Below are 25,039 nucleotides of genomic sequence, written 5' to 3'. Positions count from 1 at the left end.
AATATGTTATTCTAAAAATTAAATTGATAAATTTGTTGTATTATTGACTTGCTAGGAGGGGATTTTAAATGGGTAAAAAAGTACATGTCGGGATAGACGTAGGGTCGACAACGGTTAAAGTGGTAGTACTAAACCAATATTTTAAAGTAATATCCGGAAAATACCAAAGGCACTTATCTGATATCAAAAAAACAGTTACTGAATTGTTAAGGGAAGCATATGGCCAGTTTAGTAACTATGATATAACTATTGCCATAACTGGTTCAGGTGGAATTTCCATAGCCCAAAATTTAGCTGTAAGTTTTGTGCAAGAAGTAATAGCTGGTACTAAGGCTGTAAAAGAGTTTTACCCACAGGCAGATGTAGCCATAGAACTAGGAGGGGAAGATGCAAAGATCACTTACCTTTCCGATGGCGTTGATCAAAGAATGAATGGTACATGTGCTGGTGGCACAGGATCTTTTATAGATCAAATGGCAACACTGTTAAAAACCGATGCCCAAGGACTAAATGAGTTGGCTAAAAACTATAAAACCATTTACCCTATTGCTGCAAGGTGCGGTGTGTTCGCTAAGACGGATATACAACCATTGCTAAATGAAGGAGCTGCAAAGGAAGATATTGCCGCATCGGTATTTCAGTCTGTGGTCATCCAAACAATAAGTGGTCTTGCTTGTGGAAGGCCCATTAGGGGCAATATAGCCTTTTTAGGTGGCCCACTGTTCTTCCTGTCGGAGCTTAGAAAAAGGTTTATAGAAACACTGAAGCTTGAGGAAAATCAAATCATAAATCCAGATAGCTCACAGCTTTATATTGCTATTGGGGCTGCCCTATTAGCTGTGGACAAGGAAGCTATTAGTTTTAAAGAACTAGTTTCTAAACTATTTCACCTAGAAAAAGTTGACACTGTTGAGTCTGATAGACTAGCTCCTCTTTTCTCCAACCACATGGAGTTAGAAAAATTTAAGGCTAGGCATAGGGAACATAAAGTTAATAAGAAGAACCTTGAAAACTTCGAAGGAAATTGCTTTTTAGGTATTGATGCAGGGTCAACTACAACAAAGGTGGCACTTATTGACTCTGAAGGATCAGTTATTTATTCCTATTATGGTAGTAATGAAGGGAGTCCATTAAATTCTACTATTAATGTTTTAAAAGACTTATATTCTAAACTTCCTCTAAACGCAAAGATAGTAAACTCAGCTGTAACTGGTTACGGTGAGGGGTTACTTAAAGCTGGTTTAAATATCGATATAGGGGAGATAGAGACTGTGGCCCATTATAAAGCTGCTGATTTCTTTTGTCCAGGAGTAGATTTTATACTGGACATTGGCGGTCAAGACATGAAATGTCTAAGGATAAAAAACGGCATTATAGATAGCATTTTACTAAACGAAGCATGTTCGTCAGGGTGCGGATCGTTCTTAGAGACCTTTGCCCAATCCTTAGGGCTAAGTATAGAAGCATTTGCCAGTGAGGCAATTAAGTCAAAAAGTCCAGTGGACTTGGGGTCTAGATGTACTGTATTTATGAACTCGAGGGTTAAACAGTCCCAAAAGGAAGGGGCTAAGGTAGGAGATATTTCTGCAGGCCTTTCCTACTCTGTCATAAAAAATGCTTTATATAAAGTAATTAAAATCAAAAATCCAAAAGACTTAGGAGATAAAATAGTTGTTCAAGGGGGAACCTTTTATAACGATGCTGTTTTGCGCTCCTTTGAGCTAGTGGCACAAAGGGATGCCATAAGACCTGATATCTCAGGAATCATGGGGGCATTTGGCGCAGCCCTTATTGCCAAGGAGAGGTTTGAAGAAGGATACGAGTCCAAACTTTTAAAACCAGAGGATTTAGAAAAATTTAAAATGCAATCAAACATGGCCAGATGTGTACTGTGTTCAAATAATTGTTTGCTTACTGTAAATAAATTTGCTAACAAAGGGAGATACATAACAGGCAACAGGTGTGAAAAACCTATGGGTAAAGAAACAATGACCACTAGCTTACCTAATCTATATGAATATAAGTTTAATAGGGTATTTGATTATGTGCCCCTAACTGCAAGTGAGGCTACTAGAGGGACCATAGGTATACCTAGGGTATTAAACATGTATGAAAATTACCCGTTTTGGTTCACCTTTTTTACTGAATTAGGTTTTAGGGTAGAGTTATCTAGTAGGTCATCAAAGGACATATATGAAAAGGGTATTGAAACAATACCCTCAGAATCAGTGTGTTATCCAGGTAAACTTGTGCATGGTCATATAATGGATCTAATAGACAAAGGGGTAAGGACAATCTTTTATCCATCCATAACCCATGACAAAAGGGAGCAAATTGAAGCTGATAACCATTTTAATTGCCCCATAGTCATATCATACCCAGAAGTCATCAAGAACAATGTTGATGAGTTGAGGGATATGGGCATTAATTTTTTAAAGCCTTTCTTGCCATTTGATGTAAAAAACAAGCTGGTTAAGCGGCTTATCATTGAGCTTGCTTCATTTAATTTATCAGCAAAGGAAGTTGAATATGCCATAGAAAAAGCAGGCACAGAACTAGAAAGATTTAAACTAGATATACGTTCAAAAGGTGAGGAGACACTTTCTTATATGGAAGAGAATAATATTAAGGGAATTGTTCTAGGGGGTAGGCCATACCATGTTGATCCAGAAATAAACCATGGTATACCTAATCTAGTTAATAGTTTAGGAATGGTTGTACTGACTGAAGATTCAGTGGCTCACCTTGGTAAAATTGAGAGACCCCTTAGGGTGGTGGATCAATGGGCATATCACTCAAGGCTTTATGCAGCAGCATCCTTAGTTAATAAGCGTAATGATCTTGAACTTGTACAACTTAATTCATTTGGATGTGGTTTAGATGCTGTTACAACTGATCAAGTTGAGGAGATTTTAAATGGTCACTCAAAAATATATACATGCCTTAAAATAGATGAAGGTAATAATCTAGGAGCTGCAAGGATAAGACTTAGGTCGTTAAAGGCAGCTATGCTTGAGAGGGAAATCAATGGGTTTAAGGCGAAAAAGGTTGAAAGTAAATATAATCGTGTCTCATTTACTAAAGAAATGAAGAAAAAGCATACAATATTAGCTCCGGACATGTCACCTATTCATTTCGAACTACTAGAAGAGGCTTTCAGACTGTCAGGATATAATTTAGATGTACTACCTAGTAATAATAAAAGGGCTATTGATGAAGGATTGAAATACGTAAATAATGATGCTTGCTACCCAGCAATCATTGTTTTAGGTCAGCTAGTAGAGGCATTAAAGTCTGGAAAATATGATGCTGAAAATACTTCAGTTATCATAAGTCAAACTGGCGGGGGTTGTAGGGCAACAAACTACATCGGCTTTTTAAGAAAAGCCTTACTAGATGCAGGATTTCCAAATGTACCTGTTATATCCTTGAACGCCCAAGGTATGGAAAAAAACCCTGGATTTGTAATTACTCCAAGCTTAGGAAATAGGGCATTGATGGCACTGGTATACGGAGACTTACTCATGAGGGTCCTATATAAAGTGCGCCCTTATGAAAGGGAAAAGGGTTCAGCCAATAAGCTTTTTGAAAAGTGGATGGACGTATGTAAAAATTCGTTAAAAACAGGGGACCGCAAATCCTATAAAGAAAATATTCATAATATAGTGGATGACTTTGATAATCTTAGATTGAACAATATTTCAAAGCCAAAGGTTGGGCTTGTTGGGGAGATTTTGGTAAAGTTTCATCCCCTGGCAAATAACAATATTGTTGATATTATAGAAGCAGAAGGAGCAGAGGCTGTTGTTCCCGATTTAACTGATTTTTTACTTTATTGTGCTTTTAATAACGTACACAAATATAAGTATCTAAACGGAACCATGAAATCACAATTATATAGTAAAGCAGCACTCGGTGTAATAGAGTTTTATAGAAGAGTATATATAAATGCAGTAAAGGCTAGTAAAAGATTTACTCCTCCTAAATCCATTCATGAAATAGCCCAAGGGGCAGCAAAGGTTGTATCCCTAGGACATCAAACTGGTGAAGGATGGTTTTTAACAGGTGAAATGGTGGAGCTCATTGAAGAAGGAGTGAAAAATATAGTTTGTATGCAACCCTTTGCATGTTTGCCTAATCACGTAACAGGTAAAGGAATGATGAAAGAGTTAAAAAGGGTATACCCAGGATCAAATATTGTTGCCATTGACTATGATCCCGGTGCCAGCGAGGTCAACCAGCTCAATAGAATAAAACTCATGCTTTCAACTGCATTTGAAAACTTGCAAGCTAGTACTGTGTCAAAAGACAGCAGTGAAGTCCAAAACAGAAAATTATTAGAGCAAGCAAGCTTGAATTAAGATCCCCTAGTTTATAACAAGGTGGAACTTATACGGAATCTAATGGAACTAGCTCTTTATCTTATAATTAAAAATTTAATAGAGTTATACACGACTAATAGAAGGGCTTATTAATTTTTAGCTAATGAAGCCCTCTTTTAGTTCTAGGTAAAAAATAGAAATACTTGGTAAGATATTCAAATAAAGTTTGGTTTTTGTGGTATAATAAGTATGTAGATAAATAATAATGAAAATATAAGTGTTACCACCTCAAAAAGGTGGTATTTATCTTATTGTTGAAGTCAGTGTTAATTTGCCTGATATGAACAGTTTATTTATGAAAAAATGGTAAAGGAGTCAGTAATATTGATGAAAAGAAGGAATTATAATATCAAGAAAACAATTTCTGCACGTCAGTTTATATCTGAGTTTGGAGGAAGTTTTTCTAAGCATATGAAAGATAAAATACTAAGGCTTGGGGAAAGGTGTGTTTTCACCAGGGGTGAAGATACCTTTAGATTGGACCTAAAACACATAGAGCATACAACCTACAACGATACTAGTGATCCTGCTAAAAAGAAAGAGCACGTTTATGGCCAGCTTGTAATGGATCAGGGGACATTGTTTTTTTCTGAAAGCTGTTTGGTAAACAATGATGTGATGGAGGTTTCAAAGGTAAAAGAAATATATAACTCCTTGGAATCAGAAGACATATTTGTTGGAGAAGATGGCATTAAAGCAAAAAAAATAGACGACAGTAATATCGATTATGTGGTAGATGGAATTTTGGAAGTATGTCCAGAAGTATCACAAGCACATTTAGACATCTTAGAAAAATACTCTAAATAAAGTAGAAAGATAGATAGAGCCAACTTGAAAATTCAAGTTGGCTATTTTTTGATTTCCACAATTGTTTTTTGCCATAATTAAAAATCAGGAGTATAATGCTTATTATGTAATTTCTATAGTGAAAGGATTTGATTTAGAAAATGAATGTGTTCTTTTTTATTCTAACAAACAATATTGTACCTATTTTTGCACTTATAATTTTAGGTTTTGCTCTCAGTAAGAAATTTGATCTTGATATCATGACACTTACTAAATTGAATTTTTATGTTTTTGTACCTGCATTTACATTTGTAAATCTATATACAGCTCAGATACCCATGGAAATGATAAAGGTTTTAATTGCCGCATGTCTTATTTTAATAACTAACATGGTACTTGTGGGAATAATGGCTAAATTTCGAGGATACGATGAGGGGTTAAAAAATGCTTTTACGAACTCCGTCATTTTTTATAATGCAGGAAATATAGGGATACCACTAATAACTTTAGCCTTTACTGGGACACCATACCTAGAAATTGCCCTTACTGCGCAAATAATGGTTATGCTAGTACAAACATTAACAACAAGCACACTGGGCTTTATCAATGCTGGGCGAGGGGCAAATACCCATTGGAAGGAGTCAGTGGTGAAAGTTCTAAAAATGCCTACTATTTATATGATCCCATTGGCCTTTATACTAAAATCCTTTTCCTATGATTTCACCCAGTTTGCATTGTGGCCAGCCCTTGAGTACGCAAGGGCAGCTGTTATTCCACTATCTTTAATTACCTTGGGGGTACAGCTTTCTAAAACTCAGTTTGAATTTAAAAATAAGGAAGTATATATATCTGTCCTAATGAGACTAGTAGGTGGACCAATTATCGCTTTACTATTCATCTACGTGTTGCGTATAGAGGGAGTTATTGCTCAGGTAGTACTTATCTCAACTGCTGTCCCCACAGCTGTAAATGCAGCACTAATAGCAGTGGAATGCAATAACTACCCTGATTTTTCTTCACAGACAGTAATGATTTCCACATTACTTGGTTCCGTAAGCTTGGTATTTGTAATTTATATGGCAGAAATTTTATTCCCCATACTTTAACCAGATTTAGAGGATTTCCTAATACCCCAATATGCCATTAGGAAATTAGATATATGTTTATAAATTCCTATTTGTTGTTAAATAAATTATTGGTAGTATATATATTCCAAAGCACATTAGGTGAATGGTTCTGGTTATTCCAGAGCCATTTTTGAATATCTTTGAGATCTTCACAGCATTGTTCAAATAATGGAGTGTTTTGGCACGAAAATTGCAACATATGAACATTATGATACACTATTATCAAATAAAAAAACTAAGTAATAAATGGAGGGAATCACATGAAAAAGGATCGTATTAAAATAGTAACTATAGGTGGAGGATCTAGTTATACACCAGAATTAATTGAAGGTTACATCAAAAGAAAAGATGAGTTACCTATAGGTGAAATATGGTTAGTGGATATTGAGGAAGGTAAGGATAAATTAGAAATAGTAGGAAACCTTGCCAAGCGTATGGTTAAAGAAGCTGGCCTTGACTGGGAAGTTCATTTAACATTAGATAGAAGAGAAGCTCTAAAAGGCGCTGACTTTGTATCAACCCAATTTAGAGTAGGTTTACTTGATGCAAGGATTAAAGATGAGCGTATTCCCCTAAGTCATGGAGTTATGGGTCAAGAGACCAATGGCGCAGGTGGTATGTTCAAGGCATTTAGAACTATCCCTGTAATTTTAGAAATAGTTGAAGATATGAAAGAGTTATGTCCAGATGCTTGGCTAGTAAACTTTACAAACCCATCTGGTATGGTAGCAGAGGCTGTACTTAAGTACGGTAAATTTGAAAAAGTTGTAGGGTTATGTAATGTGCCTATCATGCATAACATGATGGAGTCAAAAGTAATTGGTAAAAAGCCAGAAGATCTATACTTTCAATATGGTGGTTTAAATCATCATCACTGGCATAGAGTTTTTGACCGTGAAGGTAATGAAGTTACTGAGCAAATCATGGACAAAATTTTTAACCAAGACGAAAACACTGTACAAAATATTACTAGTATTCCGTTCTTTGAAGAGCAAATCCGTGATTTAGGTATGCTTCCTTGTGCTTACCATAGATACTACTATCTAACAGATGATATGCTTAAAAAAGAATTAGAAGAATTCGCTAAGGGTGAGACCCGTGCAGAAGTGGTTAAAAAAGTTGAAGCGGAGCTATTTGAGCTATATAAAGATCCTAACCTTAAAGAAAAACCAGAGCAACTAACCAAACGTGGTGGAGCATACTACTCAGATGCAGCATGCGAGCTAATATCTTCAATCTATAACGATAAAAAAACCGACATGGTTGTAAGTACTAGAAACAATGGCGCTTTAGCGGACCTTCCATATGATTGTGCAGTTGAAGTTAGCAGTATAATAACTGCAGCTGGACCAAAACCTATGAATTTTGGAAAATTCCCACCAGCTGAGCGTGGACTTTTACAAGTTATGAAAGCCATGGAAGAAGTGACAATAGAAGCTGCTGTAACCGGTGATTATGGTAAAGCGTTACAAGCCTTTACTCTAAACCCACTAGTTCCTTCTGGTAAGGTAGCAAAAGTTATTTTAGACGAAATGCTAGTTGCGCACAAAAAACATTTACCACAGTTTAAGAACGCTATCGAGAAAATCGAAAATACCCTGTAGTGTTTTCTAGTGTTTCAAAAATCCTATAATAATATGTAAGTGTGTTATTTGTGTTATTAGGACCCCTTTTCAACTAATGAAATGGGGTCTTTTTTTGTTTTGGCATGTAAATTGCATATATTATAGTCATCAAAACTAAAAATAATAACCTAACTATATAAGGGAGGAATAACCAATGAGAAAAATTCTTTTAGCTTGTGCAGCAGGTATGTCAACAAGTTTGCTAGTAACTAAAATGGAGAAAGCAGCTGAGGCAAAAGGTATAGAAGTTAAGATTGATGCTTTGCCAGTTGATGCCTTTGCAGACAACGTAAGTAAATATGAAATTGCTCTACTAGGACCTCAAGTTAAATTCAAAAAAGATGAGTTCCAAAAAATCGCAGATCAATATGGGATCAAGGTTCTAGTAATTAATTCTATGGATTACGGTTTAATGAAAGGCGAGAAAGTGTTAGAAGATGCACTAAAAGAGCTTCAGTAATTATCTAATAATAAATCAGGGAGAGGAAGGATAATAATGAATATAGAAATGGTGGCAATGGAAATAATTTTATACTCTGGTAATTCAAGAAGTGAGGCTTTTCAAGCTTTAAAGTTTGCTAAGGAAGGTAAGTTTGAGGAGGCCCAAGAAAGTTTGAAGCTTGCTAAAGAAGAGGCTTTAAAAGCTCATAAAGTTCAAACAAACCTTATTCAAGAAGAGGCAAGGGGTAACAAAGCTGAGATAGGTTTATTGTTAGTTCATGCACAAGATCATTTAATGACATCAATGTTGGCTAAAGACTTAATTGAAGAAATGATCGATTTATATAAAAATAAAAATAATTAAAAGAGGTGTTAAGAGTGAAAAAAGACCGTATTAAAATTGCCACAATAGGTGGAGGTTCAAGCTACACTCCTGAGCTAATCGAAGGTTATATCAAAAGGAAAGATGAACTACCAATTGGTGAAATATGGTTAGTTGACATCGAAGAAGGAAAAGAAAAATTAGAGATAGTTGGTAACTTAGCTAGACGCATGGTTCAAAAAGCAGGTCTAGACTGGGAAATTCATTTGACTTTAGACAGAAGAGAAGCACTAAAAGATGCTGACTTTGTTTCTACCCAATTCCGAGTAGGACTGTTAGATGCAAGGATTAAAGATGAGCGTATACCTTTAAGTCATGGTGTACTAGGACAAGAAACAAATGGTGCAGGTGGTATGTTTAAAGCATTTAGAACAATACCTGTAATTTTGGATATAGTAAAAGATATGAAAGAACTTTGTCCAAATGCTTGGCTAGTAAACTTCACAAACCCAGCAGGTATGGTTACAGAAGCTGTTCTTAAATACGGGAACTTTGAAAGAGTAGTAGGCCTATGTAACGTACCCATCGGCCATAACATGCGTGAATCTCAACTACTTGGTAAAACAGTAGAAGAACTTCAATTCCAATATGCTGGCTTAAATCATCACCACTGGCACAAAATCCACGACAAAGATGGTAACGACCTGACTGAAAAAGTTATGGATGCTATCTATGAAAACCAAGATAATATCATGGAAAATATTAAATTCATTCCATTTTTTGAAGAACAATTGCGTGATTTAGGAATGCTTCCATGTGGATACCATCAATACTACTACCTAACAGATGATATGGTTAAAAAAGAGCTAGAAGAGTTTGCAACTAACTCAACTCGCGCTGAAACAGTAAAAAAATTAGAAGCCGAGCTTTTTGAAATCTATAAAAACCCAGAGTTAGGAGAGAAGCCTGAACAACTAAGTAAACGTGGAGGAGCATATTATTCTGATGCTGCATGTGAGCTTATTGCATCTATTCACAATGATAAGAGAACTGACATGGTTGTAAGCACAAGGAACAATGGTGCACTGTCAGACCTTCCTTATGATTGTGCAGTAGAAGTAAGTAGTATTATTACTGCAACTGGTCCAAAACCAATCAACTTTGGGAAATTCCCAGCTGCACAGCGTGGGCTAGTACAATTAATGAAAGCTATGGAAGAAGTGACAATAGAAGCTGCAGTTACAGGTAACTATGGTAAAGCACTACAAGCATTTACAATCAACCCATTAGTTCCGTCTGGAAAAATAGCTAAAACTATCCTTGATGAAATGTTAGTTGCCCATAAAGATCACTTACCTCAATTCAAAGAAGCTATCGACAAAATAGAAAAAGGCAACTAAACAGGAGTAACTATCTAGTTTTGGCAAGGGTCACTGAATTTCAGTGACCCTTTAAAATTACGTGAGTAATGATGTTTTATATATGGGAATAACTAAAAAAGAAGTCTTTACTACTGCATTAGGTTAAGTCATTGTACAAACAGCCCTTAGATGATAAAATATAATTAGTGACACGAAAGGAGTGTGAAACTTGAGATGCGTAGAATAGATTTGGTCAAAGAAGCACTTCATAAATTATTTAAAGAAACTGGCAAAGGTGTCAGTGCAGAACAAGTGGCCAAAGAACTTGACTTACAAAGGGCAAATGTAAGTAATGATTTAAACCTTTTGGTTAAAGAAGGAAAAGTGACTAAGGATAATGGCCGCCCAGTGCTATTTGAACCAATAGTATCTATAAAGCTTGATGGCGAAGTAGATGCCTTTGATGCAATCACAGGTTCAAAGGGATCATTAACAACTGCTGTACAACAGGGAAAAGCTGCTATAATGTATCCGCCCAATGGCCTGCATACACTTATTTTTGGTGAGACAGGGGTAGGTAAAACTCTTTTTGCTGAGCTTATGTATAACTACGGAAAAGAGACAGAAAAATTCGAAAAAGATGCTCCTTTTATAGCATTTAACTGTGCAGACTACTCAAAAAATCCCCAACTTCTTATGGGGCAGATTTTTGGTATAAAAAAAGGTGCCTATACAGGTGCTGATACAGATCAAGAAGGACTTTTAGAGAAAGCAAATGGAGGAATTTTATTTTTGGATGAGGTTCATCGCTTGCCTGGTGAAGGACAAGAGATGCTCTTTACTTATATGGACAAAGGTAGTTTTAAACGACTAGGAGAAACTGAGTACAGTCGAAAGGCTAAAGTTTTAATAATAGCTGCGACAACAGAAGATCCAAAATCAAACTTGCTAGATACCTTTATTCGCCGCATACCCATGATGATAAACATCCCATCATTAAGGGAAAGGATGCTTTCTGAGAGATATAGACTTATTGAAGACTTTTTTAGGCAGGAATCTGCAAGGATTGGTAAAGAGATTATTGTTAGTGTAAATGCAATAAGGAGCTTGATGCTTTATGATTGTCCAAACAATATAGGCCAACTTAAAAGTGATATACAGTTAAGCTGTGCAAGAGCTTTTTTAGACTTTGTTTCTCAGACAAAGGGTAAGGTAATAGTAAGTAGTAAGATATTACCTGAAGATGCAAAAAAAGGAATTCTTAAGCTTAAAAATCATCGTGATGAAATCAATCACCTCTTGGGTAATGTAACCAGTGAGCATATTTTTTCTGCTAATCAAGAGGAAACAAACCTAGTGTCCGAAGATCACTACTCTATACCCAATAATTTTTACGAAATGCTAGAAAAGAGGATAGAAAAGCTAAGGGCTGAAGGTGTCAATGATGCAGATATAAATGAAATAATTGGAATGGATATAGAGAACTACTTCATTAACTTTATGGGAAGAGTAAAGCAGAAGGTTAATGAAAACGAAATAGAAACTATTATAGGTAAGGGAATTTTAGACCTAGCTAAAGAGATAATTTCAATTACTAAGGAAAAATTAAAAAATCCTCATATTGAAACACTACTTTACGGACTAGCCCTTCATATTCATTCTACTCAAGAACGTATAAAACAAAATAAACCCATTATTAATCCTAAGCTAAATGATATTAGAAAAAAATATCCTAAAGAGTTCTCAGTGGCTGTAGAAGTAGCAATGATGATTGAAGATAGACTAAAAATAGAACTTCCCCTAGATGAAATAGGCTTCTTAACAATGTTCTTTGCAAATAAGCAAATACAAGGTGAAGAGGATCCAAAACCTGAGAATGTAGGTATCTTGGTATTAATGCACGGTGATAGCGCTGCAAGCAGTATAGCAAAAGTTGCAAATTCTTTACTGGCAACGGAGACTGCCCATGCCATAGATATGCCACTTACAGTTAACCCTGAAGAGATATATAAAGAAGCTAAAGTGAAGATAGAAAAGCTAAACGCTGGTCAAGGGGTCTTAATTTTAGCGGATATGGGCTCTTTGATTAACTTTGGTGATATGATTACAAAAGAAATAGGTATACCTACCAAAACTGTTGAAATGGTTAGTACACCTATGGTGCTCGAGGCTACAAGAAAAGCTATGTTAGGATCTGACTTGGTGCAAGTGTATAACTCAGCAATAGATATAAATCCATACCTAGGGAAAAAATTAGCTGAGAGCCCAATTGAAGAATACAGTACATCAAGAAATGTGATAATAACAGGTTGTTACACAGGTGAAGGTAGCTCAGTAAAAATAAAATCCTTTGTTTCAAAAAATATTGAACACACCAATATTGATATAATTCCCCTTAGTTTCACAGGGTTAAAAGACTTTCAAAAACAAATTAATATGTTAGCAGAATTTAAAAATATAGTGGCAGTAGTGAGTTTTGTAAACCCGGAAATACCTTCAATACCTTTTTTCACTTTAGAGGAGATTTTCACAGAACAAGGGCAGAAAAAACTACAAGCTGTGGTGAATAATGAAAAAATGTTTAGTCAAATATCTGAAACACTTACTGCAAACCTAAATTTCCACAACAATAAAGAGTTAGTGTATGATATTAAGTCTGCTTTAATAGGTATAAGTAACTCCCTTAAGAAACAGCTAAATAATGATGTACTTATAGGTGTTGTACTACATGTTGGATGTCTCATTGAAAATTATATTAATAACTTTACTGTAGAATCCACACGCCCAACACCTTCAAACGTCGACCCTGAAGCTAAAGCCATCGTAAAGGAATACTTATTGCCTATTGAGCGTAAGTATAATATATCCATAGCAGATAACGAAATCGCACTGATTACATCTATCATACTAGATAATCAGTAAAGTGTTTTTTAGTGTTTTTTTGTTATTTTAAAACTAGGATATTAGTGTTTTTTCGACAAAAAACAAGTTTAATCCCCCTTATTTTTCAAGGTTCTACTGTTTTGGCACGTTTATTGCTTATATATTAGTGACGGAAGGAGGTAGAGTATAATGAAAAAAATATTGCTAGCATGTGCAGCAGGAATGTCAACAAGTCTATTAGTAACAAAGATGGAAAAAGCTGCTCAAGCAAAGGGTATCGAAGTTAAAATCGATGCTGTTCCAGTGGACGCTTTTGCAGACAAAGTATCTCAGTACGAGATAGCCTTACTTGGTCCTCAGGTTAAGTTTAAGAAAGATGAATTCCAAAAAATCGCTGATCAATATGGAATCAAAGTATTAGTTATTAACTCTATGGACTATGGTTTAATGAAAGGTGAAAAAATCCTTGAAGAAACCTTGAAAGAAATGCAATAGTACACACAATAAAAAAGGGGGATTAACCAATGAATAACTTTCTAAAATGGCTAGAAGAAAAATTCATGCCAGTTGTTGCAAAAGTAGGTAACCAAAGACACATCAGTGCTATGAAAGACGGCTTTATCGGCGCAATGCCATTTATGATTATCGGTAGTATTATGCTTATACTTGCTTTCCCACCATTTCCTGCAGACACCACAAACTTTATCGGTAAAGCATGGGTAAATCTTGCAACTAACTATTTTGATATTTTAATCGTTCCTAACCAAATGACAATGGCAATTATGTCAATATTTATTTCTGCTGCTATCGGATATAGCTTATCTAAAAGCTATAAACTAAACCCACTTTCAGGTGCTATGCTTTCCCTTGCTGCTTACCTTTTACTAGCTGCACAACCTGTTAATGGCGGACTTCCTACTGCATACATGGATGGAAAAGGTGTTTTCACAGCAGTTATAGCTGCATTCTTCTCAGTTGAGTTAATGAGATTCCTTATGGAAAGAAACATCAGAATAAAAATGCCAGATGGTGTACCACCAGCTATCGCTGCTTCCTTTGATGCACTTATTCCGGTATTTTTAATGGTAGCTATCCTTTATCCTGCAAGTATTGCTGTTCAACACTTTACTGGTGTAACAGTTCCAGCTGCAATCATGGAAATGTTCAAGCCTCTTGTTGGTGCTGTAGATACATTGCCAGGTATCTTATTTGCAGTATTCCTAGCTCACTTACTGTGGTTTGCTGGTATTCACGGTGCAAGTATCGTAGGTGGTATCCTAGGACCCTTTTATGCAATTTATCTTTCAGCTAACCAAGCTGCCCTTGCAGCAGGTGAAGCTTTACCAAATATCTTTACTCAACCTTTCTGGGCATTCTATATCGTACTAGGGGGTTCTGGTGCTACATTAGGACTAGTTGGACTATATCTAACAAGTAAATCAGCAAATCTTAAAGCAATTGGTAGAGTTGCTGCTATACCAGCTATATTCAACATCAATGAACCAGTTATATTTGCTTCACCTATCGTTATGAATCCTATCTTAGGTATCCCATTTATCATTGCACCAATGGTAAATGCGTCAATCGCTTACTTTGCTACAGGTATAGGCCTGGCTGGTAGAGGTGTTACACAGCCACCATGGACAACCCCTGCTCCAATAGGAGCTATGTGGGCGACTAACTGGCAGATAGGCGCATTTGTATTAGTTATTGTATGTCTTGTTGTTTCTACAGCAATTTACTACCCATTCTTCAAAGTTTATGAGAAACAATTAGTTAAAGAAGAACAAGAAAACGCTGCTGCGTAAATAAATAACAGATTAACACTCAGAAGGGACTTTCACAGTATATTTCAAGCTGTAAAAGCCTTTGGAGAACTAATGAAAAACGAGGGATCACATCCCTCGTTTTTTATGCTAATGTTGAAAAGTGTCAGTCTTTATACAATCACCCTTTAAGTATTTAGTAGATTGAGGGGGATTGATGTATGTGTATGGCATACTTATTGCTTCCTAGCAAAATAGTGTATTAGTGTATTATCTAGAATACTTAACTTGAAAGGGAGTATGAAAATGAGTTCAAATAAACTTGCAGTGAAATTAAGTTTTATATATATTCTTCTTTATGCTGCAATAGCTTCTTTTTTACCTTTTTTAACACCTTACCTCCAACAAAGGGGATTGAGCTATACACAAATAGGTGTAGCATTTGCGGTAAATTCAATTGTGGCAGTAATTTCTCAGCCACTTTGGGGATTTTTAACGGATAAGTACTTTAATAAAAGACTCACATTGATAATTCTTATTCTAGCTTCATCAGTCCTCATTTATAGCTTTATCTTTGCAGGGAGTTTTTTCTTTATAATCTTATCCATAACTTTGATAATCGGGTTCCAAAGTGCTACTATGCCCATATCAGATGCATACACATACGATATAATTAACCAACATAGGCAAATTCAATATGGAAGAATAAGGCTGATGGGATCATTTGGATTTGCAGTTGGAGCATTGGTGGTTGGTTATATAATAGAAGTTTTTGGTATGAATATCTCGTACTTTATTTACTCAGGACTAATGCTGTTAGGAGCCTATTTAGTTTATACCATAGATTTCCAACCTATAGCATCTGAGAGAAAAGCAAACTTAACTGATTTCGTAAATCTGGTAAGGGACAAAAAATTTTCCATATTTATGGTTTCAATTGTTATAATGAATGTAGCATTGGGAGTAAGTAACACTTATATATACGTTTTAGTAGAGGAAACAGGAGGAGATGTTTCTAAACTAGGAGTTTTGCTTTTTGCTGTGGCCATGAGTGAGTTGCCAACTTTTTACTATGGAAATAAAATACTCAAGAAATTTGGAGAGCTAAAAATATACGTTGTAGGGGTTTCACTATTTGCACTAAGAATGTTCTTAAACTCTCTACTAGATACATATCAGCTGGTTATATTGGTTCAATTTATGCAAAGTGTGACATTTGCATTTTATCTAATTGCTGCACTACAGTATATAAACAACATTACAAGTAATGAAATCAAAACATCGGCAATGACTTTTTTTGCTGCCATGAGTGGAGTTGGAGCTCTTATAGGAAACATGGGTGGAGGCGTTTTGCTTGAGCATATCAGTATATTTAGTTTGTATAGAATTTCTTCATATGTGGCTATTTCATCACTTATATTTGTGGTAATACTAAAAGCCCATAGTAGGAAAAAAGAGGTGCAAAATAGTCAAGTAATATAAAATATTCCTATTGTTATGGATGTTTTTACTGGGTCAATCCATAAGTAACTGTATGGCATGATTATTGCATCTATATTATATAGTGTATAAGTGTATTTATATTTGAGGAGGAATTTAAAATGATAGAAATGAAATTAACAGTAACAAATAAAACAGGATTACATGCAAGACCAGCTGCACTACTTGTGCAAACAGCGTCTAAATTTACTTCAGAGATTACTATTTCAAAGGGCGAAGGTGATGTAAACGCTAAAAGCATTATGGGGATCATGGCCCTTGGAGCAAACGAAGGTACAGAAGTAACTATTATAGCAAGTGGAGCTGATGAGCAAGAAGCATTAGCATCCATTAAAGAACTATTTGATAACAACTTTGGCGAATAGGAGTGGATTCAATGGTCTTAAAAGGAATAGGTGCATCCAAAGGTATTTCCATGGCTCCTGTATTGCTACTTAAGGAAGAAGAAATGGTAATACCGGATAATATAATTCAAGACGAAGAAACTGAGATTCAAAGATTTCACCAAGCAGTGGAAAAATCAAAAGGACAACTAGAGAAAATTAAAGTATTAGCCCAGCAGAAGATGGGTAAAGAAAAAGCTGAAATTTTTCAAGCTCACCTACTAGTACTTTCTGACCCTGAACTAGTTAACACTGTGGAAAATGCTATTAAATCAGAAAAGAAAAATGCAGAGGTAATACTAGATAGAACCATAAAGTCCTTTGTACAGATATTTGAATCCATGGATAACGAATACATGAAAGAAAGAGCGGCAGATATCAAAGATGTTGGGGGAAGGCTTCTTAAAAACCTATTAGGTATTGAGATGGTAAACATAACGCAACTAGATGAGGAAGTAATCATAGTTGCCCATGACCTTGCTCCTTCTGACACAGCTCAAATGGATAAAGAGAAAGTACTAGGCTTTGTAACAGATATCGGTGGTAGAACTTCCCATACAGCTATAATGGCAAGGAGTTTAGAAATACCTGCTGTGGTAGGTCTTGGTACAGTCACTAAAACAATATCAAATTCAGACTATGTGATAATAAATGGGGAAACTGGTGAAGTACTAGTAAACCCCACAGAAGATGTGAAAAATCAATATAAAGAAGAACAAAGAAAATACCTTGAATACCGTGCAAAACTAATGGAGCTAAAAGATAAAAACACAGCTACCAAAGATGGTAAACATGTGGAGCTTGGAGCAAACATTGGAACACCAAATGATCTAAAGGGTGTATTAAACAATGGTGCTGAAGGTATTGGACTTTACAGAACAGAGTTTTTATACATGGACAGAACATCCTTACCAACAGAAGAAGAACAGTTTGAAGCATACAAAACAGTTCTAGAGGGTATGGAAGGAAAGCCAGTTGTTATAAGAACCTTAGACATCGGTGGAGATAAAGAAATTCCCTATCTAAACCTTCCAAAAGAAATGAATCCATTCTTAGGTTATAGGGCACTAAGGATTTGCCTAGACAAAACAGATATATTTAAAACACAACTAAGAGCACTCCTTAGAGCATCTGTATATGGAAACCTTAAAATCATGTATCCAATGGTATCTGGTATAACAGAAGTTAGACAAGCAAATGCCATCATGGACGAAGTTAGAAAAAATCTTGAGGCAGAGGGCATAGCATATAGCAAAGACTTCGAAGTTGGTATAATGATAGAGATTCCCACAGCAGCCCTTACAAGTGACATCCTTGCTAAAGAAGTAGACTTCTTCAGCATAGGGACAAACGACTTGATTCAGTATTCAACAGCAGTTGATAGAATGAACCAAAACATAGCCCATCTATATACACCATATCATCCAGGAGTTTTAAGGATGATAAAAATGGTTATAGAAAATGGACATAAAGAAGGCATCTGGACAGGTATGTGTGGAGAAGCAGCAGGAGAACTTCCCCTTATTCCACTATTACTAGGACTAGGCTTAGATGAGTTTTCCATGAGTGCAACATCTATACTTCCAGCAAGGGAGCTAATCTCAACCCTTACCAAAGAGAAAGCTCAAGAGATAGTTGAAAAAGCTATGTCTTTAGCCACAGCTGAGGAAGTAGAAGAATATCTAAAATCAGTAATAGCATAAGAAAAACAAGGTGGTAAAAACCACCTTGTTTTTGTGAGTATTGCATGTCAAAGGTATTAATATGAGGTAAAAGAGGGTGTGTTATCAAATAAACTGTTGCATAATCTTAAAAAATAGTAATGTTATGGTAGAATAATAAAGGAAGAAGCGTGAATAAGTAACATGAGAGATAATAAACTACCGATAAAGCTTAGCTTTATTTATATTGCCTTGTATGCAGCAATTGCATCATTTATACCATATTTGACACCATACCTTCAGCAAAGGGGCTTGAGCTATACACAAATCGGTGTGGCCTTTGCAGTGAATTCTATTGTGGCGGTTCTTTCACAACCCATTTGGGGATTTTTAACAGATAAGTTTTTCAACAAAAGGCTTACTTTAATTATAATAGTACTAGCATGCTCAATAGTTATTTTTAACTTTATTTTTGCCCAGAGTTTTGTTTACATTATGCTCAGTATTATAATAACAATATGGTTTCAAAGTTCTATATTCCCAATCAGTGATGCATACACTTATGAAATAATTAACCAGCACAGGGAAATACAGTATGGAAGAATAAGACTAATGGGTTCATTCGGATATGCCATGGGAGCTTTATTTGTAGGCTACCTCATAAAAATTTACGGGATAAACAGCTCCTATTACGTATACTCTATACTAATGATTTTAGGAGCATACCTAGTATATACAATAGACTTTAAGCCTACAGCTGAAGTAAGAAGGGCAAGCTTGAATGACTTTTTAGAACTAGTGAAGGATAAAAAATTCTCCATCTTTATGCTATCCATAGTTATAGTAAATATAGCCATGGGAATGAACGGAACGTATATCTATATTCTAATAGAAAAGACAGGTGGAGATGTATCTAATCTGGGGATACTGTGGTTTACGGTAGCTATTAGTGAATTGCCAACACTGTTTTTTGGTCATAAACTATTAAATAAATACGGCGAACTGAACTTATTTATCTTAGGAGTAGGGTTATTTGCTGTAAGGATGTTTTTAAACTCATTGCTAGGCTCGTACCAGCTTGTAATTCTGGTTCAATTTATGCAAAGTATAACATTTGCCTTCTACTTGATAGCTGCCCTTCAATATATAAACAACATAACAAGCAATGAAGTGAAAACCTCTGCAATGACTTTTTTTGCTGCCATGTGTGGTTTGGGGGCTTTAATAGGAAATATAGGTGGAGGAATACTCCTAGAGAGTATAAGTATATTTACAGTATATAAGATTGCCTCGCTAGTTTGTCTTGTGTCCCTAATTTTTATTTTGATACTCAAGAAAGATTCTTCAGAAAATAAAAATCTTAAAGTACTTAACAATACACAAAACACCGCTGACTTAGATTAGTCAGCGGTGTTTTGTATTGATAGTGTATTATCTGGCAAATTTCAAAAAATGAAACATCAAAAAATTAAACATCATTGTTATATTAATCAAAATTTGTGTTTCGAAGTGTATCTAATTTAGGGAATTAGCCAATAAAGGGAAAAAATAATAGCTTACTCTGTTTTTTAGTGTATTATATGAACCAAATGCAGAATTGGTATAATAATTAAACATGAGTTAAAAGTAGATAAATAAGCAATCTTCTGTTTTGGCATAAAAATTGCATTATTTAGAGAGAGAGAGGGGGGATTACATGAAAAAAATACTTTTAGCTTGCGCTGCTGGTATGTCAACAAGTCTCCTAGTTACAAAAATGGAAAAGGCTGCTGTAGCAAAGGGAATAGAAGTAAAGATTGTAGCAGTACCAGTTGATGCATTTGCGGATAATGTGAAGGATTACGACATAGTTCTTTTAGGTCCGCAGGTCAAATTCAAAAAAGATGAGTTCCAAAAGATCGCAGATCAATATGGTATCACAGTTCTAGTAATCAATTCAATGGACTATGGATTGATGAAAGGTGAGAAAATTTTAGAGGAAACACTTAAAGTACTCTAAATTATAAAAAAAGAGGAGGAATTTAAATGCAAGGTTTCTTAAAGTGGTTAGAAGAGAAATTCATGCCAGTGGTTGCTAAAGTTGGTAACCAAAGACACATCAGTGCTATGAAAGATGGTTTCATTGGTGCAATGCCTTTTATGATTATTGGTAGTATTATGCTTATTCTTGCTTTCCCACCATTCCCTGCTGACACAACGAACTTCATCGGTAAGGCTTGGGTGAATTTCTCAAGTAATTATTTTGATATTTTACTAGTTCCTAACAGTATGACAATGGCTATTATGTCAATCTTTATATCTGCAGGTATCGGATATAGTTTAGCTAAAAGCTATAACTTGAATCCACTTTCAGGTGCTCTTATGGCACTATCAGGTTATCTGCTAATTGGAGCACAAGCTGTAGATGGTGGACTTCCAACTGCATATATGGATGGAAAAGGTGTTTTTACAGCAGTTATTGCTTCATTCTTCGCAGTTGAACTAATGAGATTCCTCATGGTAAGAAACATAAGAATAAAAATGCCTGATGGCGTTCCTCCAGCAATCTCTGCTTCATTCGACGCACTTATCCCAGTTTTCTTAATGGTAGCTATACTTTACCCAATTAGTATTGCTGTTCAACACTATACTGGTTACACAGTTCCAGCCGCTATAATGGAAATATTCAAGCCACTTGTTGGTGCAGTTGATACATTACCAGGTATTCTGTTTGCAGTATTCCTAGCACATTTACTATGGTTTGCAGGTATCCACGGTGCAAGTATAGTAGGGGGTATCTTAGGGCCATTCTATGCAATCAACATTTCAGCTAACCAAGCTGCACTTGCAGCAGGAGAAGCTCTTCCAAGTATCTTTACAAATCCTTTCTGGGCTTTCTTTATCACAATAGGCGGGTCCGGTGCTACCCTAGGCCTAGTAGTACTTTACTTAACCAGTAAGTCAGCTAATTTAAATGCTATCGGTAAAGTTGCAGCATTCCCTGCCATATTCAATATTAACGAACCAGTAATATTTGCATCACCTATCGTTATGAACCCAATTTTAGGTATTCCATTCATCCTCGCTCCAATGGTAACTGCCTCAATCGCATATTTTGCACTTTATACAGGTATGGCTGGTAGGGGCGTTGCTCTGCCACCATGGACAACACCAGCTCCTATAGGCGCTATGTGGGGTGCTAACTGGCAGATTAGTGGGTTGATTCTATGTATTGTGTGTATTGTAGTTTCCACAGCAATTTACTATCCTTTCTTCAAAGTATATGAAAAGCAGCTAGTTAAAGAAGAAAAAGCAAACGCTGCTGAAATTGCTGCAGATAACACAACACTTGGAGCATAATTAAGTTTAAAACCTAACAAGGCAATGATTCGTTCATTGCCTTGTTTTTATCACTAAATAATGCGACAAAAAAAGATAAAGCCTAAATAATGGCTTTATCTTTTTTTAATACAAACTTTTCGATAGCTGCTGCAACACCATCTTCGTCGTTTGAACCAGTAATATAACTAGCTTTTGCTTTAAGGACTTCCTTAGCATTTCCCATGGCTATTCCAAGGCCAGCAAACTCTATCATGGTTATATCATTGTCACCATCACCTATAGCTATAATTTCTTCTCTCTTAATATTAAGTAGACCTGCTAAAACTTCAATTGCTCTGCCTTTAGATGTTCCTTTGCTATTCGCTTCCATGTGTTCTTCTCTGATGGAATCTACTACTTCTAATTGATCAAGTTGCCTTAAATCAAATTTGATATTATTAATTCTATCAGTATCTTCATGGAATAACTCGCACTTAAGAATATTATCCTTTTCTTGCTCAACAAATTGCTTCCATTGCTCGAGGTTTTCTACAGGGTAAGGCTTAGTTATAATTACTTTTTTGCCCAGTTCACGGGATTTTTCTTCTATCTGTAATAAAAATCTGCCATAGTCAGGGCCATGTATTATTTTATCTGGAGTGTGGTAGCAGGGTGTAACTTCATATTTATTGCATATGTCATAGATTGTCCATATGGCTTCTTCACCGAGGATGTTTTTATAAACAACTTCATTACTATCTTTTTCTCGCACATAAGCACCATTAGCAGAGATTACTGTAGCTTTCACTCCCAAAAGCTGGGCAAAATGTTCTGCGTCAGTCAAAGATCGACCGGTACTTATGGCAATATGTATACCTAACTCCTCAGCCTTTTTTAAGGTTTTTTTGGTGCGTTCAGAAACTAAATGATTACTTGGTAATAGGGTGCCATCTAGATCAATACATATAAGCTTATAATTATTCATAATATACATTCTCCTCATTTATTTTTATTTTTATTTATACTGTTTAAAAGTGTTTTAATCTTAAATATTATGCAAAACTTGTGCCAAGTACTAAAAACCTGGTATCATCATACTATTTTTTGAAACTTGATTTAGTGTTTTGGCACGTAAATTGCAACTATAGACGGAAGGGTAATACTGAAATAAAGAAATTTGAAGGAGATGCATTCTAATGCCAGAAAAATACCAGAAATTTATAGAGCCCTATATAAGTAAGCTTTCTCAAAATAAGGGGTTAATGGCTATATCCAACGCATTTGGGACTTTGATACCCGTAATGATGGTTGGATCTATTTTTTCACTTTTGGTGAACATACAGTGGGAGGCTTACGAGAATTTCATCACTACCACTGGCCTAAAGGACGTTATGAGACTACCTGCCATAATGAGTACAGAGATAATAGCCCTTATCGCTGTTTTTTTTATAGGTTATAGATTTGCTGAAGTTCATGGTGAAAATGGAGCTATTCCAGGTCTTTTATCCTTGGTAAGCTTCCTAATGATTACTCCCTTAGGGGAAGGACTTAGTAGGGGGGGAGATATGACTAGGATGATGTCCTTTGAATGGCTTGGAGCAAAGGGTTTATTTGTAGCAATTATTATAGGACTAGTAACATCAAAAATGTACATGTTTTTCATAGATAAAGGATTAGTTATAAAAATGCCAGAAGGTGTACCACCTACCATATCTCTATCATTTGCAGGTTTAATACCAGGATTTCTGATAACTACATTTTTTCTGGCTATTAGTACAGTTTTAAATAGCACTGTAGGTAGTATCCACCATGTTGTATTTACTTTTATCCAAACTCCCCTAGAACATTTAGGTGGCAGCTACCCTGCATTACTTCTAGGTATCCTTGTTATGGCAGGATTATGGCTTTTAGGTATTCATGGAACTATGGTTACTTTATCACTTATAAACCCTGTTTGGATGTCATTGGATTTCCAAAACCTAGCGGCATATACTGCAGGTCAACCGTTACCTAATATTATTGGCACCAAGTTTATGGTTAACTATGTACTAATAGGGGGAGCAGGTACCACCATAGGTCTGGGGTTATGGATGGCTTTTAAAGCTAAAAGTAAGAAACTCTCTAAATTAGGAAAAATGACTCTACCTACCAATATGTTTAATATAAATGAACCACTGCTTTATGGTACACCCATAGTAATGAATCCCATTTTAGCATTGCCATTTGTAATCACGCCCCTGGTTAGTGGAACACTAGCTTACTTTGCTACTACATTAGGGATCGTTCCTAGGCTTATAGGCGTTCAAGTACCTTTGCCAACTCCTACAATCCTCTCAGGGTTTTTGCAGGGAAGTTGGAAAATAGCAGCTTTACAAATTGTAATAATCTTTATTTCCTTGGCAATATACTTCCCATTTTTTAAAAAGCTGGATAATCAATATATAAAAGAGGAACAAGAGGAAATCCAACTAAATATAGAATCTGTTACATCCCTAGGGAGTAAGGAAAAACCAAAAGCCAGCTAAACTTTAGCTGGCTTTTGATATAGTAATAAAGTTTAAGCGCCCTTGTTTGAACCAAGGGGAGGGTTACTCTTAAATGGCAATATGAAGAAAAATGTATACCTAATAAGTACATACACTACAATTATCACTGACCATACTTCCATAAATCTCACTAGATGTCCTAATAAGGCTATGCCCTTACCTGTATTTATAAAATAAGCATTGGTACCCTTTAGGGCAATACTTGTTATAACAAATGGAAATGTAAAAGCAGAAAAGCTGGGATAAAAAGGAAGTTTAAGTAACCTTGGAAGTTTAACTGCAACTAACACCAACATTATAATGGATATACATAGTAAAGAATTTACTATGTATACGTTTTTAATAGAAAAAGAGTTGAGGTACCCTGCCAATAGCAAACCCGCAGGGGCCGCTAAAATAGTTATAGTTGGCAAAGCTGGTTCTGGAATACCTTTGACAATAAACACCCTATAAAGTACAAAAGGTAATAATATAAGATAGGAAGCTAATCCAAACCAGAATAAGCTTTGCCCTATAAAAAGCTTACCGTAAACTGGTGCAGTTACGCTAGCTACTACAATTCCCACATAAACAACGAAGTAGCTTGGGAAAAGACCTTTCATATTAAAATTAAATAAATATTTTGTGGAAAAAACACCAATTAGGATGATGTGTAAAACTATTGCGCTCAACCAAAGAATATAGGAAAAAATAGGGAAGTATGCCTTAAGGTAAGTGGAAATTATCATGACTCCCATGGAAAAAGTAGGCATTACACTGGCTATAACAGGATTCGAAAAGCCTTCGGCTATTGTTTTAGGAAATAGTAATGCTTTAAATACAAGTAAAAGTAACAGTATACTAGAGAGTACTCCAAAAACGTATCTATAAACATCGCCATAAGACATTACTAAATTGCCAGTAGAAGCTAAGGCCAACATTAAACCACACATAGGATATGGGACCTTTTTTATGAT

19 protein-coding genes are annotated in these 25,039 nt (G+C 35.6%); 17 read left to right on the top strand and 2 right to left on the bottom strand.

Features of this window, described 5'->3' with window-relative positions; genetic code table 11:
* Nucleotides 1–68: 68 nt before the first annotated feature.
* From HYG86_RS03975 to HYG86_RS03900, 16 genes are all read left to right on the top strand, one after another.
* A complete protein-coding gene (locus HYG86_RS03975; protein ID WP_213167653.1) occupies nucleotides 69–4,361 on the top strand; it encodes a 2-hydroxyacyl-CoA dehydratase in 4,293 nt (1,430 codons plus the stop codon).
* A gap of 348 nt (nucleotides 4,362–4,709) precedes the next feature.
* Nucleotides 4,710–5,189 carry a hypothetical protein gene (locus tag HYG86_RS03970; RefSeq protein ID WP_213167652.1) on the top strand — a complete coding sequence of 160 codons (480 nt, stop codon included), beginning with the start codon at nucleotides 4,710–4,712 and terminating at the stop codon, nucleotides 5,187–5,189.
* Between the two features lie 140 nt (nucleotides 5,190–5,329).
* The gene (locus tag HYG86_RS03965; RefSeq protein WP_213167651.1) at nucleotides 5,330–6,274 is read left to right on the top strand and encodes an AEC family transporter; all 945 of its coding nucleotides are present in this window, start codon (nucleotides 5,330–5,332) and stop codon (nucleotides 6,272–6,274) included.
* A 281-nt stretch (nucleotides 6,275–6,555) separates the two neighbouring features.
* On the top strand, nucleotides 6,556–7,899 hold the full coding sequence (locus tag HYG86_RS03960) for a 6-phospho-beta-glucosidase (RefSeq protein ID WP_213167650.1): 1,344 nt from the start codon (nucleotides 6,556–6,558) through the stop codon (nucleotides 7,897–7,899).
* A 175-nt stretch (nucleotides 7,900–8,074) separates the two neighbouring features.
* On the top strand, nucleotides 8,075–8,380 hold the full coding sequence (locus HYG86_RS03955; protein ID WP_213167649.1) for a PTS sugar transporter subunit IIB: 306 nt from the start codon (nucleotides 8,075–8,077) through the stop codon (nucleotides 8,378–8,380).
* Nucleotides 8,381–8,422: 42 nt separating this feature from the next.
* A complete protein-coding gene (locus HYG86_RS03950) occupies nucleotides 8,423–8,725 on the top strand; it encodes a PTS lactose/cellobiose transporter subunit IIA (protein ID WP_343064231.1) in 303 nt (100 codons plus the stop codon).
* A gap of 14 nt (nucleotides 8,726–8,739) precedes the next feature.
* Complete coding sequence (locus tag HYG86_RS03945; RefSeq protein WP_213167647.1) at nucleotides 8,740–10,083, top strand: 6-phospho-beta-glucosidase; 1,344 nt, start codon at nucleotides 8,740–8,742, stop codon at nucleotides 10,081–10,083.
* Nucleotides 10,084–10,278: 195 nt separating this feature from the next.
* On the top strand, nucleotides 10,279–12,966 hold the full coding sequence (locus tag HYG86_RS03940; protein ID WP_213167646.1) for a sigma-54-dependent transcriptional regulator: 2,688 nt from the start codon (nucleotides 10,279–10,281) through the stop codon (nucleotides 12,964–12,966).
* 150 nt (nucleotides 12,967–13,116) lie between these two features.
* The gene (locus HYG86_RS03935) at nucleotides 13,117–13,422 is read left to right on the top strand and encodes a PTS sugar transporter subunit IIB (protein ID WP_213167645.1); all 306 of its coding nucleotides are present in this window, start codon (nucleotides 13,117–13,119) and stop codon (nucleotides 13,420–13,422) included.
* A 29-nt stretch (nucleotides 13,423–13,451) separates the two neighbouring features.
* On the top strand, nucleotides 13,452–14,735 hold the full coding sequence (locus HYG86_RS03930; protein ID WP_213167644.1) for a PTS sugar transporter subunit IIC: 1,284 nt from the start codon (nucleotides 13,452–13,454) through the stop codon (nucleotides 14,733–14,735).
* A gap of 264 nt (nucleotides 14,736–14,999) precedes the next feature.
* Entirely contained in the window at nucleotides 15,000–16,175 is a 1,176-nt protein-coding gene (locus HYG86_RS03925) for an MFS transporter (protein ID WP_213167643.1), read from the top strand.
* A 119-nt stretch (nucleotides 16,176–16,294) separates the two neighbouring features.
* A complete protein-coding gene (locus HYG86_RS03920) occupies nucleotides 16,295–16,558 on the top strand; it encodes an HPr family phosphocarrier protein (RefSeq protein WP_213167642.1) in 264 nt (87 codons plus the stop codon).
* A gap of 11 nt (nucleotides 16,559–16,569) precedes the next feature.
* The gene (ptsP, locus tag HYG86_RS03915; protein ID WP_213167641.1) at nucleotides 16,570–18,279 is read left to right on the top strand and encodes a phosphoenolpyruvate--protein phosphotransferase; all 1,710 of its coding nucleotides are present in this window, start codon (nucleotides 16,570–16,572) and stop codon (nucleotides 18,277–18,279) included.
* 162 nt (nucleotides 18,280–18,441) lie between these two features.
* Complete coding sequence (locus HYG86_RS03910; protein WP_213167640.1) at nucleotides 18,442–19,641, top strand: MFS transporter; 1,200 nt, start codon at nucleotides 18,442–18,444, stop codon at nucleotides 19,639–19,641.
* Between the two features lie 292 nt (nucleotides 19,642–19,933).
* Nucleotides 19,934–20,236 (top strand): PTS sugar transporter subunit IIB, encoded by a 303-nt coding sequence (locus HYG86_RS03905; RefSeq protein ID WP_213167639.1) that lies wholly within the window; start codon nucleotides 19,934–19,936, stop codon nucleotides 20,234–20,236.
* 26 nt (nucleotides 20,237–20,262) lie between these two features.
* The gene (locus tag HYG86_RS03900; RefSeq protein ID WP_213167638.1) at nucleotides 20,263–21,576 is read left to right on the top strand and encodes a PTS sugar transporter subunit IIC; all 1,314 of its coding nucleotides are present in this window, start codon (nucleotides 20,263–20,265) and stop codon (nucleotides 21,574–21,576) included.
* Between the two features lie 82 nt (nucleotides 21,577–21,658).
* On the opposite strand, the gene HYG86_RS03895 is transcribed toward HYG86_RS03900, so the two are convergent.
* Nucleotides 21,659–22,522, bottom strand: a complete 864-nt coding sequence (locus HYG86_RS03895) for a Cof-type HAD-IIB family hydrolase (RefSeq protein ID WP_213167637.1) — start codon at nucleotides 22,520–22,522, stop codon at nucleotides 21,659–21,661.
* Nucleotides 22,523–22,733: 211 nt separating this feature from the next.
* Here HYG86_RS03895 and HYG86_RS03890 point away from each other — a divergent pair, with 211 nt between their 5' ends.
* Complete coding sequence (locus HYG86_RS03890; RefSeq protein ID WP_213167636.1) at nucleotides 22,734–24,062, top strand: PTS sugar transporter subunit IIC; 1,329 nt, start codon at nucleotides 22,734–22,736, stop codon at nucleotides 24,060–24,062.
* Between the two features lie 32 nt (nucleotides 24,063–24,094).
* On the opposite strand, the gene HYG86_RS03885 is transcribed toward HYG86_RS03890, so the two are convergent.
* A complete protein-coding gene (locus HYG86_RS03885; RefSeq protein WP_425489240.1) occupies nucleotides 24,095–25,015 on the bottom strand; it encodes a TDT family transporter in 921 nt (306 codons plus the stop codon).
* Between the last annotated feature and the right edge of the window lie 24 nt (nucleotides 25,016–25,039).

The sequence above is a fragment of the Alkalicella caledoniensis genome (assembly GCF_014467015.1).
GTDB lineage: Bacteria > Bacillota > Proteinivoracia > Proteinivoracales > Proteinivoracaceae > Alkalicella > Alkalicella caledoniensis.
The sequence above is the reverse complement of the archived record's forward strand: the minus strand, read 5'-3'. Positions and strand labels throughout refer to the sequence as shown.

Coding starts and splice junctions, on each gene's coding strand:
- HYG86_RS03975 (WP_213167653.1), top strand. CDS start 69: ATGGGTAAAAAAGTACATGTCGGGATAGACGTAGGGTCGACAACGGTT.
- HYG86_RS03970 (WP_213167652.1), top strand. CDS start 4,710: ATGAAAAGAAGGAATTATAATATCAAGAAAACAATTTCTGCACGTCAG.
- HYG86_RS03965 (WP_213167651.1), top strand. CDS start 5,330: ATGAATGTGTTCTTTTTTATTCTAACAAACAATATTGTACCTATTTTT.
- HYG86_RS03960 (WP_213167650.1), top strand. CDS start 6,556: ATGAAAAAGGATCGTATTAAAATAGTAACTATAGGTGGAGGATCTAGT.
- HYG86_RS03955 (WP_213167649.1), top strand. CDS start 8,075: ATGAGAAAAATTCTTTTAGCTTGTGCAGCAGGTATGTCAACAAGTTTG.
- HYG86_RS03940 (WP_213167646.1), top strand. CDS start 10,279: ATGCGTAGAATAGATTTGGTCAAAGAAGCACTTCATAAATTATTTAAA.
- HYG86_RS03935 (WP_213167645.1), top strand. CDS start 13,117: ATGAAAAAAATATTGCTAGCATGTGCAGCAGGAATGTCAACAAGTCTA.
- HYG86_RS03930 (WP_213167644.1), top strand. CDS start 13,452: ATGAATAACTTTCTAAAATGGCTAGAAGAAAAATTCATGCCAGTTGTT.
- HYG86_RS03925 (WP_213167643.1), top strand. CDS start 15,000: ATGAGTTCAAATAAACTTGCAGTGAAATTAAGTTTTATATATATTCTT.
- HYG86_RS03920 (WP_213167642.1), top strand. CDS start 16,295: ATGATAGAAATGAAATTAACAGTAACAAATAAAACAGGATTACATGCA.
- ptsP (WP_213167641.1), top strand. CDS start 16,570: ATGGTCTTAAAAGGAATAGGTGCATCCAAAGGTATTTCCATGGCTCCT.
- HYG86_RS03910 (WP_213167640.1), top strand. CDS start 18,442: ATGAGAGATAATAAACTACCGATAAAGCTTAGCTTTATTTATATTGCC.
- HYG86_RS03905 (WP_213167639.1), top strand. CDS start 19,934: ATGAAAAAAATACTTTTAGCTTGCGCTGCTGGTATGTCAACAAGTCTC.
- HYG86_RS03900 (WP_213167638.1), top strand. CDS start 20,263: ATGCAAGGTTTCTTAAAGTGGTTAGAAGAGAAATTCATGCCAGTGGTT.
- HYG86_RS03895 (WP_213167637.1), bottom strand. CDS start 22,522: ATGAATAATTATAAGCTTATATGTATTGATCTAGATGGCACCCTATTA.
- HYG86_RS03890 (WP_213167636.1), top strand. CDS start 22,734: ATGCCAGAAAAATACCAGAAATTTATAGAGCCCTATATAAGTAAGCTT.
- HYG86_RS03885 (WP_425489240.1), bottom strand. CDS start 25,015: ATGTGTGGTTTAATGTTGGCCTTAGCTTCTACTGGCAATTTAGTAATG.